At 40.7% G+C, this 12,644-nt stretch carries 10 protein-coding genes; 6 read left to right on the top strand and 4 right to left on the bottom strand.

Features of this window, described 5'->3' with window-relative positions:
* Positions 1–255 precede the first annotated feature (255 nt).
* Positions 256–966 carry a ribose-5-phosphate isomerase RpiA gene (rpiA, locus tag ACM03V_RS33980; protein WP_414625227.1) on the bottom strand — a complete coding sequence of 237 codons (711 nt, stop codon included), beginning with the start codon at positions 964–966 and terminating at the stop codon, positions 256–258.
* A gap of 183 nt (positions 967–1,149) precedes the next feature.
* On the opposite strand from rpiA, the gene ACM03V_RS33975 reads away from it, so the two are divergent.
* On the top strand, positions 1,150–1,926 hold the full coding sequence (locus ACM03V_RS33975; RefSeq protein ID WP_414625226.1) for an S-layer homology domain-containing protein: 777 nt from the start codon (positions 1,150–1,152) through the stop codon (positions 1,924–1,926).
* A 6-nt stretch (positions 1,927–1,932) separates the two neighbouring features.
* Here ACM03V_RS33975 and ACM03V_RS33970 read toward each other — a convergent pair whose 3' ends face one another.
* Both ACM03V_RS33970 and ACM03V_RS33965 read right to left on the bottom strand, forming a co-directional pair.
* Positions 1,933–2,310: a hypothetical protein gene (locus ACM03V_RS33970; RefSeq protein WP_414625225.1), complete on the bottom strand. Its 378-nt coding sequence runs from the start codon at positions 2,308–2,310 to the stop codon at positions 1,933–1,935.
* A gap of 303 nt (positions 2,311–2,613) precedes the next feature.
* On the bottom strand, positions 2,614–5,649 hold the full coding sequence (locus ACM03V_RS33965) for a filamentous hemagglutinin N-terminal domain-containing protein (RefSeq protein WP_414625224.1): 3,036 nt from the start codon (positions 5,647–5,649) through the stop codon (positions 2,614–2,616).
* Between the two features lie 938 nt (positions 5,650–6,587).
* On the opposite strand from ACM03V_RS33965, the gene dxs reads away from it, so the two are divergent.
* From dxs to ACM03V_RS33945, 4 genes are all read left to right on the top strand, one after another.
* Entirely contained in the window at positions 6,588–8,498 is a 1,911-nt protein-coding gene (dxs, locus tag ACM03V_RS33960) for a 1-deoxy-D-xylulose-5-phosphate synthase (RefSeq protein WP_414625223.1), read from the top strand.
* 138 nt (positions 8,499–8,636) lie between these two features.
* A complete protein-coding gene (mtnA, locus tag ACM03V_RS33955) occupies positions 8,637–9,695 on the top strand; it encodes an S-methyl-5-thioribose-1-phosphate isomerase (RefSeq protein ID WP_414625222.1) in 1,059 nt (352 codons plus the stop codon).
* 237 nt (positions 9,696–9,932) lie between these two features.
* Positions 9,933–10,124, top strand: a complete 192-nt coding sequence (locus tag ACM03V_RS33950; protein ID WP_414625221.1) for a DUF2281 domain-containing protein — start codon at positions 9,933–9,935, stop codon at positions 10,122–10,124.
* Entirely contained in the window at positions 10,111–10,506 is a 396-nt protein-coding gene (locus ACM03V_RS33945; RefSeq protein WP_414625220.1) for a type II toxin-antitoxin system death-on-curing family toxin, read from the top strand. Before ACM03V_RS33950 ends, ACM03V_RS33945 begins: the two co-directional genes overlap by 14 nt.
* Before the next feature lie 69 nt (positions 10,507–10,575).
* On the opposite strand, the gene ACM03V_RS33940 is transcribed toward ACM03V_RS33945, so the two are convergent.
* A complete protein-coding gene (locus tag ACM03V_RS33940) occupies positions 10,576–11,064 on the bottom strand; it encodes a TM2 domain-containing protein (protein ID WP_414625219.1) in 489 nt (162 codons plus the stop codon).
* 251 nt (positions 11,065–11,315) lie between these two features.
* Here ACM03V_RS33940 and glp point away from each other — a divergent pair, with 251 nt between their 5' ends.
* Positions 11,316–12,548 carry a gephyrin-like molybdotransferase Glp gene (gene glp / locus ACM03V_RS33935; RefSeq protein ID WP_414625218.1) on the top strand — a complete coding sequence of 411 codons (1,233 nt, stop codon included), beginning with the start codon at positions 11,316–11,318 and terminating at the stop codon, positions 12,546–12,548.
* Positions 12,549–12,644: the final 96 nt, after the last annotated feature.

The raw sequence follows: 12,644 nt of genomic DNA, 5'->3' as shown, positions 1-12,644 counted from the left end.
TTATCCTATTTGTAATTGAACCATTTTTCTCTGGAGAATGAAACAGCCCTGCCTTTTTAAGGGGGGCTTTGCGTAAGTCCTGTTACTAATAAAAACGAGATATTCGCGAGCCGTAACACACCCTACATTAAATGTTTAGATAAATACATTATTTAATTGATTTTCACTAACCAAAATATAGAATGGTGCGTTACGGCATTTTCTAATTACTAATAAAAACGAGATATTCGCGAGCCGTAACACACCCTACAATCTCTACATTTCTCTTACAACAGGCTTGTTATCTTTAACTTCGCCAATTAAAACTTTATCTACACAGTTAACAAAAATACCGTTTTCTAAAACACCTGGAATATTATTAAGTGTTTTTTCTAAGTTTTCTGGGTCGCTGATGTTATCAAATGTGACATCAACTACCATGTTTCCTTGGTCGGTAATTACGGGGCCTGCTTTTTTTACACCCATGCGTATTTCTGGTTTACCGCCGAGTTTGGTAATCGCTTGCATTGCGGGGGTAATTGCCATTGGGATGATTTCTACGGGTACTGCAAAAGTTTCACCCAAACGACTGACTAATTTACCGCTATCTACAACTACGATGAATCGATCGGCGAGATAGTCTACAACTTTTTCGCGGGTGTGGGCAGCACCACCACCTTTGATCAGATTTTTCGAGGGATCTACTTCATCTGCACCGTCAATGGCTATATCAATATGGTCGATCGCGTCTAAGGTGGTTAAAGGTACGCCATATTGCTTGGCTAAAACTTCCGATTGAAAAGATGTGGGGATACCAACGATATCTTTTAACTCGCCAGATTTGATGCGATCGCCAAGAAATTGAATGGTGAAAGCGGTGGTTGAACCCGTTCCCAATCCGACGATGGAACCGGATTTAACTAAATTTGCAGCGGCTTTACCGACTTCTTGCTTCATCAACTTTACAGGATCTTCTGTTGCGGTCATTCCCGAAACTCCTTTTATAAAAGGCCAACAATTACTTTATATTAGAGGTCGAGCGGCTTACTTTGATAGCTCTCATCAGCAATCTTGATATTTAAGTTCAGGTAAATTACTGAAATTAAGAAACTCCTGAGTCACGCTTGTTGTCAGTTAGAATTGGGAGAATTTTGATTACAACTATAAATCATGGGTAAGTTTATCAGCTCGCTTTCATTAATCTTTTTGATACCGGGGTTTTCTGTCGCTGCTTATGCTGAAGACCAAAACAGGCTTCAACAGCCATATTTGGTCAATATGGAACGAGAGCAGAAGCAAAATTTGCCACTACCCGATTTTAAGGATGTAGGTGTTGAAGAGGAACAGCCGCAAGATTCAGCACAATCATCTAAAGCCATTAAAAGAGTAGTTACGGCTAAATTAATGACTAATTTTTCGGATGGTAATTTTTACGCTGAAAAGTTGATGAGTCGGGCTGAGTTAGCCGCGATTATGGTAAAAACTTTTGGACTTGATAAGCGGCAAGTTACAGATAAAGATGTACAGGTTGCTGATGTTCCATCTTCTCATTGGGCTTATAAAGATATTCAAACCGTTTTGAAAACTGAAATAATGCAAGGTTATCGAGGAAATTTATTTTTCCCCAATCAAAGAGTTACCAGAGCGGAAGGTTTGGCAATATTTGCTCAAGCTTATGGTGTATTTCAGTTTTCTGATGACACTGTAGCTGAAATACTTTCCCAATATTCGGATAAAGAATCAATTCCAAATTGGGCAAGAAAAGCTGTTGCAACGGTTATAACTGAAGGATTTATCGACAGTTGGCAGCCTCAACTTTCTCCTCTCAAACCCATGACTCGCGGAGATATGGCTTATGTATTAAGTCAATATTTGGAAAGACAGCAGCCGCAACCAGATACTCCAATTGTTCCCGGTGGTTCGGTGAATCCACAGCCGGGATTGTAAAAAGTCTCACGTTCCACATTCCCGACTAAGTATACGCCGGCCATTTTCCAAACGATACACCCCATTTGGTTCGACAATGGGGTCTCCCATTTTCCAGCGACGACGAGGTTTAGTTGAAGAAGTATTATTTGGTACGGGTTGTACTTCAATCGCTGAATATTTTGAAGGAACTGCATCACCGGGACGATACGGAAAACCTTGACTACCAATAATATAGAAAGTACCGTTTCTTTGGTTACTTCTGACTACGCAGCTATTCGCAATTAAAGTTTCGGTATCAATTTGGTTTTGTGGTAATTCTATGAGGCTATTTTGCAAAAAGCTAGGATCTGTTTGACCGCTAACGGTTCCAGAACTGATGCTACCACTAGCATCAACATCCACACGGTTGTTACCATCTAAATCATCTAACTCTTCTGCTGTGAGTTTAGCGTTTTGCGGTCTAGAAGAAAAGAGCGGCTCACTAAAAAAAACACGGGTATCAAAGATGATATTACCTCCCCTTCCTTGTGCTGCAAATGCCAGAATATCGCTGTCTTCTAAGGCAACTATCGCATTACCATTAAGGGTGATATTACCACCACTTCCTTCTGTTGATTGAAGTGTTGTATTAATATCGCTGTTGTTGCGGAGGATGATATTTTTGCCTGTTGTGATTTTAATATTACCTCCCCTGCTTCGTTGTGATCAGGTGATAACTCGTCCGTTATCGGCGTTGAAATTATCTTTTAGGTTAATTTCGATATTGCCTGCAATACCCGAATCTGACCTACTTCCGGCTACGATTATACCATTATCTTTAAGTTCTAAGGTGTCAGCATTAACGGTTAAATTTCCCCCTTTGCCTTCACCAAAGGTACTGGCACTAAGTTGGGCACCATTGGTAACTTCAAGGGAACCAGTGGTTATTGACACACCCCCCGCATCGCCTTCTGCTTCAGATTCCACTGTGCTGAATGCCCCACTGGGAAATCCATCGATACTTTCCCCATCAAATTTGACCAAATCATTGGCAGTAATTTCAACACTGCCAGCATTACCTAAACCAATGGTACTGGCATCAAGTTGGGCACCATTGAGAACAGAGAGGGAACCAGTGTTTATTAACACACCCCCCGCATCCCCTTCTGCTCCAGATTCCACTCTGCTGAATGCCCCAGTGGGAAATTCCCCATCAAATTTGACCAAATCATTGGCAGAAATTTCAACTCTGCCAGCATCTCCTAAACCAATGGTACTGGCACTAAGTTGGGCACCATTGAGAACAGAGAGGGAACCAGTGGTTATTGACACACCCCCCGCATCCCCTTCTGCTCCAGATTCCACTTGGCTAAATGCCCCACTGTTACTTCCATCAAATTTGACCAAATCATTGGCAGTAATTTCAACACTGCCAGCATTTCCAATTCCTCTGGTACTGGCATCAAGTTGGGCACCATTGAGAACAGAGAGGGAACCAGTGGTTATTGACACACCCCCCGCATTGCCTTTTGCTCCAGAATCCACTTGGCTTCGTGCCCCAGTGCGAAATTCCCCATCAAATTTGACCAAATCATTGGCACTAATCTCAACACTGCCAGCATCTCCAATTCCTCTGGTACTAGCATCAAGTAGGGCACCATTTAAAACGGAGAGGGAACCAGTGGTTATTGACACACCCCCCGCATCGCCTTTTGCTTCAAGCACCACTGTGCTGAATGCCCCACTGGGAGTTCCATTCTTACTTTCCCCATCAAATTTGACTAAATCATTGGCACTAATCTCAACACTGCCAGCATTTCCAATTCCAAAGGTACCGGCACCAAGTTGGGCACCATTCAAAACAAAGAGGGAACCAGTGGTTATTGACACACCCCCCGCTTTGCCTTTTCCTGTGGAAGATACTTCGCTGGATGCCTCACTGAGAGATCCATGCTTATTTTCCCCATCAAATTTGACCAAATCATTGGCAGTAATTTCAACACTGCCAGCATCTCCAATTCCAAAGGTACTGGCATTAAGTCGGGCACCATTTAAAACGGAGAGGGAACCAGTGGTTATTGACACACCCCCCGCTTTGCCTTTTCCTGTAGAATTAACTGAGCTTAATGCCCCAGTGAGAATTCCCTCCCCCCCATCAAATTTGACAAAATCATTGGCAGTAATCTCAATACTGCCAGCATCTCCAATTCCCAAGGTACTGGCATTAAGTCGGGCACCATTTAAAACGGAGAGGGCACCAGTGGTTATTGACACACCTCCCGCATTGCCTTCTGCTCCAGGTCCCACACTGCTTCGTGCCCCAGTGGGAAATTCCCCATCAAATTTGACAAAATCATTGGCAATGATCTCAACTCTGCCAGCATTTCCAATTCCAAAGGTAGTGACATCAAGTTGGGCACCATTGGTAACAGAGAGGGAACCAGTGGTTATTGACACACCCCCCGCATTGCCTTTTGCTCCAGGTTCCACTCTGCTTACTGCCCCAGTGGAAAATCCATCGATACCTTCATCAAATTTGACCAAATCAGTTGCATTGATAGTGACAGTACCTGCTTCCCCTTTTCCATTGTCGAAGATACTTGCTGAAAGGTAGGCACCATTGAGAACCTCAAGGGAACCAGTAGTAATAGATAAATCCCCTGCTTTACCAATACCCCCAAAACTTACCCCGTTAAAGGCAAAACTAGTTTCAAACAAAACAATATCAGTAGCATTAACCGTAATATCTCCCGCTTGAGACTCAGGTGTTCCCAAACCCGAACCTATGCCAGCCGAAAGCAGACTCGTATCTCTCACCTGTAAATTCCTGGCATTAACTGCAATTGAGCCTCCCCCACCAGCGCTCACATCAATAACTGCATTATTTGTAAGCAATATATCGGCTCTGGCTACATCATTAGGAATACTTAAACTCAGGTTGTTACCATCAACATTTAATCCAACTTTTCCATCACCTGCTAACCCTGCCAAATCTACTCGTCCACCCAAAGCAACCAATCCACCACCATCTATGTTGATATCACCCCCTACCAACAGTAAACTGTTACCATCTGCTACTCGCAAACCCTTAAGAGTAAAACTATCTAATGGAGTTGCTGACAACTCTATTGGATTTAACCCCACGTCTGCAACTGAATTATTTTGAATCGCTGCATTTTGATTAATTTGATTAAACAATAACCCATTCGTATCTACCGTTAATAAAGGTGGTGCTTGGGGATTGGTTGCACTAAAAAATCCTTGTTCCCTAAATTCAATTGCATTCGCAGTTGTCCCCACAAAGGAACCATTGACATTTAAAGTGGCATTTTCTCCAAAAACAATTCCCGAAGGATTAATTAAAAATAAATTCGCATTCGTTGGATCGAAATTTCTATTTGATATGGTTCCCAAAATTCCATTTATTAGGGAAGCATTATTTCCCGTGACTCTTGTTAAAACATTTTGAATATCATTTGGAACAACAAAATAAGCTCCTCTCCCTTCATTGACGTTAAATTCTTGCAAACTGTGGAATAAATTTTGACCCCGCTCTGCTCCACCTTCTATCAACTCGCTGGGAATACCATCTGGATTATTCACATTTGGTGTAACTTCTGAAGCTTCAATACCTAAAGTGTTATCTGGTGCAATGTTGCTTTGAGCAAAACAGGGGCTGATTGAAGTTACGCTTAAACTAATACATCCTAGTAGAATCTTTGTCTTAAAATTCCATAAACTGTTCAACTTAGTTTTAATCATTGCACCCTGGTTTTTCCTTTGTGTTTTTTACTGATAATGGTATTTAATTTTTCTAAAATCAACAGGAATTACTAACTAGCTAAGATTTTCTAGCATTTGGAATTGCTTTCCTACGTCACAACAATGACCAAAAAATCTAGATTCATCAGTGGGAAAAAAATTAAAAACAAATATTTTTTTGAAAATACCTTCTACATAATTTTATAGTAAGTAGGTAGGCATAATTAAATGTAAGATGTCATTGCGAGGAGAAACGACGTTAGCGCAGCGTCTCCCCAAGGGAAATAGCAACCGCAGTGACTGGGATTGCTTCGTTCCTCGCAATGACTGAGCGTATTATATTTATTTGTATTAACCCACTTACGTTTATGGATTAAAAACTTACAAAATATTTAGAGGATGTTTTAAAAGTATCCGGCGCTTTATTACCGCACGCCAGTCGCTACAACGGTGCGTGTTCCTCCGCAACGCGCTGGCTCTACTACACTTCGCATTGTCCACCTGCGTGGACTAGGATATATTTAACCCACGGAGGTGGGTTTTGCTTGTGTAGCCGCGACTTACAGTCGCCAGGTAGAATATATAATTAGACTTTAAAAACAGCTGTGAAATGATTAGCAAAATGCCAATTGCGAATGCAGTGTTAGCACAGTGAAGCTGCATTCGCGATCGCAAATTATGTGTTTAAACATTTGCAATGCAGCCAAAATACCGCTTTTATTTGTCGAAACTGCTCCAATCGCTTCATTTACCGAAAATATAATTCATAATTCGTAATTACTCCTACCAAATATCTTCCCCATCCCCCTCTTCCCCCTCTTCCCCCTCTTCCCCCTCTCCTCTATATCCCCATCTCCCCACCCTAAATTCCCCCCAATTTCCCATTCCCGTGGGACAATCAGTATACAAATAATTGTAGAGAGGAAAACCCAGTAAATATGCACCTGAGTGAAATTACTCATCCAAATCAGTTGCACGGGTTATCGATTCGGCAACTTGAGCAGATTGCCCGTCAAATTCGAGACAAGCATTTACAAACGGTAGCAGCTACCGGCGGACACCTTGGGCCTGGGTTGGGTGTTGTTGAGTTAACATTGGGGCTTTATCAAACCCTGGATTTAGATAGAGATAAAGTTATTTGGGATGTGGGACACCAAGCATATCCCCACAAATTGATTACTGGACGTTACAGTCATTTCCACACCTTACGACAGAAGGATGGAGTGGCAGGCTATCTGAAACGCTGCGAAAATAAATTTGACCATTTTGGCGCGGGACACGCTTCTACCAGTATTTCAGCGGGGCTAGGAATGGCGATCGCCCGAGATATGAAGGGAGAAAATTTCAAAGTTGCTGCTATTATCGGCGATGGAGCTTTGACTGGTGGTATGGCTTTAGAAGCTATCAACCATGCCGGACATTTGCCCAATACTAATTTATTGGTTGTCCTCAATGACAACGAAATGTCAATTTCTCCTAACGTCGGCGCAATTCCCCGCTATTTGAATAAAATGCGGTTGTCTCCACCGATGCAGTTTATCAAGGACAATTTTGAGGAACAAGTTAAGCAACTTCCTTTTGTTGGCGGGGATTCGATACCACCAGAACTCGAACGCATCAAGGAAGGAATGAAGCGATTAGCGGTTCCCAAGGTTGGTGCGGTGTTTGAAGAACTCGGCTTTACCTATATGGGGCCAGTTGACGGTCATAATCTCGAAGATTTGATTGCTACTTTTAAGCAGGCACATAAAATACCTGGTCCCGTTTTAGTTCATGTAGCGACAATCAAGGGCAAGGGTTACGATATTGCCGAAAAAGATAAAGTCGGCTATCACGCTCAAAGTCCGTTTAATTTAACAACTGGTAAAGCAGTTCCTTCGAGCAAGCCCAAACCGCCGAAGTACTCGAAAGTTTTTGCTGATACTTTAGTAAATCTTGCCGAGCAAAATCCGAAAATTATCGGTATTACGGCTGCAATGGCTACGGGAACTTGTTTGGATAAGCTGCAAGCAAAGCTACCCAAACAATATATAGACGTAGGAATTGCCGAGCAACACGCAGTTACCCTTGCCGCTGGATTGGCTACTCAAGGAATGCGTCCCGTTGCCGATATTTATTCTACTTTCTTGCAACGCGGTTACGACCAAATAGTTCACGATGTTTGCATCCAAAATTTACCCGTATTCTTCTGTCTAGATAGAGCGGGAATTGTCGGTGATGATGGCCCCACCCACCAGGGAATGTACGATATTGCTTATATGCGCTGCATTCCGAACATGGTGATGATGGCACCCAAGGATGAAGCCGAACTTCAGCGAATGACAGTAACGGGTGTTAACTATACCAAAGGACCGATCGCCATGCGTTTCCCTCGCGGCAACGGTTATGGTGTGCCTTTGATGGAAGAAGGTTGGGAACCTTTGGAAATCGGTAAAGGCGAAATTCTCCGTAACGGCGATGACGTATTAATGATCGGCTACGGTTCGATGGTGAATTCAACGCTACAAGCAGCGGAAATTCTCAGCGAACACGGTATCGAAGCCACCGTAATTAATGCTCGTTTCTGTAAACCTTTGGATACGGAATTAATGTTCCCCTTAGCTAAAGAAATAGGGCGAGTAGTCACTTTAGAAGAAGGTTGTCTAATGGGCGGTTTTGGTTCGGCGGTTGCAGAAGCCCTATTGGATGCCGATATTTTGGTACCCATCAAGCGTTTTGGCGTACCGGATATTTTAGTGGATCATGCAAAACCCGATCAAAGCAAAGCAGAATTAGGTTTAACAAGTCCTCAAATTGCTCAAAGAATTTTAAAAATTTTCTTCAGCAATCAACCATCTGCTGTAGTTTAATTACAATTGATTGCAAGTGATTGGGAATAGTTAGGAGTGAGGAATTAGGAGTTGAGAGTTAGTAATTTTTCTTTTCATCTCCCCATCTCCCTATCTCCTCCCTTTCACTCAGCAATTAAATTTTTAGCTCAACGAAAGATGTTTCAAAAAAATCCCGTATATCCTGTAATTTGGCATAAAGATTCCGTTTCTTTAATCGATCAAACTCGTTTACCCTATGAGTATTCCTATGTAGAAATTCACCGTAGTGAAGATATGGCGCAGGCGATTAAAACTATGATTGTCCGTGGTGCGCCTGCAATTGGGGTTGCTGCTGCATACGGTATGTATCTGGGAGCTAGGGAAATTAAGACGGGCGATCGCCATGAGTTCTTAAACCGTTTGGAACAAGTTGCACAAATGCTGCGCGAAACTCGTCCTACAGCAGTTAACTTGTTTTGGGCAATTTCACGGATGCTCAAAACTGCTTATGAATCCATCGGCACTATAGACGAAATCAAAAATACTCTTTTAGAAACCGCTCAAGCTATCAATGCTGAAGACTTACAAACCTGTCATAAAATTGGCGATAATGGTTTGAAAGCATTACCCGAAACACCAGAAAAATTAACTTTACTAACTCACTGTAATGCTGGTGCGCTCGCAACTGCGGGTTACGGCACTGCTTTGGGTATAGTGCGTTCTGCTTGGCGAGAAGGACGTTTAGAAAAACTTTTTGCTGATGAAACCCGACCTAGATTTCAAGGCGCTAAATTAACAACTTGGGAATGCGTTCAAGAAGGTATTCCAGTAACTTTAATTACCGATAGCATGGCAGCGCATTGCATGAAACAAAATTTAATTCATGCTGTTGTTGTTGGTGCTGATAGAATTGCTGCGAATGGTGATGCTGCAAATAAAATTGGTACTTATAGTTTGGCGCTGATTGCAAAAGCTCATAACGTACCTTTCTTTGTTGCGGCACCTCTTTCTACAGTTGATTTTTCCGTTGCTAACGGTAATGAAATTCCTATTGAGGAACGCAATCCGGCGGAAATTTATCAAATAGGAGAAACTATCCTCGCACCACAAGGAGTTGATTATTATAATCCGGCTTTTGATGTGACTCCAGCAGAATTAATCGCCGCAATTATTACCGAAGAAGGTGTATTTGCACCTGCCGATTTAAAGAAATATCAGAATAAGCAAATGGCTTAGTTATTTATTAGGATTGGAACGGCATCTACCGTTTTATAATTAAATATTGTCAGAGGGAATAGGGAACGGGAAACGGCAAAAAGAAGTAATAAGGGCATATCTTGACAAAAAGTCGCTAAAACCTGCGACAGAAAAGCATTTGCATTTTTGATATTATATAAACAATTAATACTACTTCTTATCGTTATTGCCTATTCCCCGTTCCCTGTTTCCTGTTCCCTATCTACATATAGAAAAATGACTGTTAAAGAACAAATTCTTCAAGAATTAGAACAAATACCAGAATCACAATTAAGTGAATTATTAGAAGTTGTACGTATTTTTAAAGAAAAATATCAAAATAATTCCCATGACAGCGAAGTTTGGCAAGCTTATTTAGCATCAAAACGAGAAAGAGAAGAGGTTTATCGTCGTCTTGCTGATTCCTAAATTTATTTCGGTATCCGAAGCAATTGAAATTCACTTAGATCAAGTTGCGAGCTTTGGCGGTACTGCTGGTGTGAGAGACGAAGGCTTGCTAGAATCTGCGCTAGCACAACCGCAAGCAACGTTTTTCGGAGAATATTTACACGCAACAATTTACGAACAAGCTGCCGCTTATCTATACCATATTGCCAAAAATCATCCTTTTATAGATGGTAATAAGCGGACTGCTTTTGCGGTGATGGATACTTTTTTAAGATTGAATGGCTATATTTTAAATACCGATAACGAAGAAACTTATCTTTTAGTTTTAAAAGTCGCTGAAGGAAGTATAGAGAAAAAAGAAATTGCTCAATATCTTGAGCAAAATGTGATTAAAAATATATGATATCTAAAAATATCAAATCTTATTTTCAATTTTGAGTTAAAGCTCTATTTTTGGAAATAAAAGCTTAATTTAAAGCAACTTATAAACTATAGCTCCCGAATCGGGTAGATTAGTCATTTCTATCAATTCTTCTTGACACATTTTATCTAACGTCTGCTTAACCTGTGCGGTTTCTTTACCAGTTGCAAGAACACAATCAGAAAGAGACACCATTCCCCTATTATTCTTCGCTGCTTGCAAGATTTGTATAGTATCCGAGACTTTTCTATTATTAGCAGTTTTATATGCATGATTCCGAGCGTCAACATTTATGGTAACTTGAGGATTACCGTTAATATTGATATTTTGATATCCGTATAATGCCTGATATTTCAGATTTTCTTCATCCACCATATTTGGAATGGTAAATAAATCGATAAATTGTCCTATACCAAAAAATCCGAAAGTGAAAAGATAAATAAAGCCGCTAATATACCTTTTGCAATAAAAACGTTGAGCGCCGCATATACTAAAAGCACATAAAAACCACAAAATATATGCTAATCCTTTACTTTTCATATTCAAAATACTGATAAGTTTGATATGTTATTTTTACTTAAGTTTTATCGGTATATGCTTGAGTGTTTACCCTTAAATTTCCCTGTATCAGTAGGTTCTACAGCATTTCAATGTTTATTAAAGAGTTCTTCAATAATGTTTGATTGAAATAAAATAAATTATTGACCATTTAACCTAACAAAATTTTTATTAATATCGTCTTTCTTCTCTATTCCCTGTTCCCTGTTCTCTATTCATAGGATTAACTCGCAATGCGATCGGTAAACGAAGCAGAAAATATTATTTTCAATTTAGCCAAACCTTTAAATAATCAAACAGATATAGAAACCGTAGATTTATTAACAGCTACCGGAAGAATTTTAGCTTCACCAGTTACCAGTAAACTCGATTTTCCTCATTGGGATAATTCAGCGATGGATGGTTATGCTGTAATTTATCAAGATGTTCGAGAAGCTAGTGAGAAAAAGCCTGCGGTTTTAAAACTTGTTGAGGATATTCCCGCAGGCTATCAACCTCAATCTAACATTCAATCGGGACAAGCTGCGCGGATTTTCACTGGTGCGGTAATGCCGCAAGGTGCTGATACGGTAGTTATGCAGGAAAATACCCGTCGCGAAGATAATCAAGTATTTATCCTCAAAGCACCAGAAGCTCAAGAATTTGTCAGACATCGTGCTGCTTATTACCAAGCTGGAGCAGAATTATTACCACCAAATATTCAGCTTAATGCTCCCGAAATAGCCGTTTTAGCTGCCGCACAATGCACTAAATTAAATGTTTTTCGCCGCGTTAAAGTAGCGATTTTATCTACAGGTAACGAACTAGTAACACCCGATGATAATCTACAACCCGGACAAATTGTAGATTCAAATCAGTACGCTTTAGCCGCTTTAGTAAAACAATCTGGTGGTGAACCTTTGATCTTAGGAATCATTAAAGATGAACCCGAAGCACTCAAACAAGCAATTTCTAAGGCGATCGCCAATGCTGATATAGTGCTTTCATCTGGCGGTGTCTCGGTGGGAGATTACGATTACGTCAAAAAAATTATAGAATCTCTTGGAGGAGAAATCAAAGTAAATTCCGTAGCCATGAAACCGGGAAAACCTTTAACTGTAGCCCGTTTCCCCATGCCTAATTCCTCAATATATTTCGGTTTACCAGGAAATCCAGTTTCAGCTTTAGTAAGTTATTGGCGTTTTGTGCAACCAGTTATCAAAAAATGTTCCAGCATTGCGGAAGGTTGGCAACCCAAATTTATCAAAGCCCAAACTAATGATGATTTAAGCTCCAACGGTAAACGCGAAACTTACATTTGGGGAAAGCTAGATTTAATTGACGGAGTTTATCAATTTAGTGCTGCTGGTGGTAGTAAAAGTTCTGGTAATTTGATTAATTTAGCTCAAACTAATGCTTTGGCAGTTTTAGAAGTGGGTAAATCATCAGTTAAGGCTGGCGAAGAAGTAAAGGTTTTGCAAGTTTGATTGATTTTGATGGGTATTATCACTACTTTCGCCACATTAATTTTAAATGGCTCGTAGTAGCGCTTCAGCGCATCTGAAATCCGGATGCGCTGAAGC

Origin of the sequence: Calothrix sp. CCY 0018, from assembly GCF_963920925.1 — a bacterium.
GTDB lineage: Bacteria > Cyanobacteriota > Cyanobacteriia > Cyanobacteriales > Nostocaceae > Rivularia.
The sequence above is the reverse complement of the archived record's forward strand: the minus strand, read 5'-3'. Positions and strand labels throughout refer to the sequence as shown.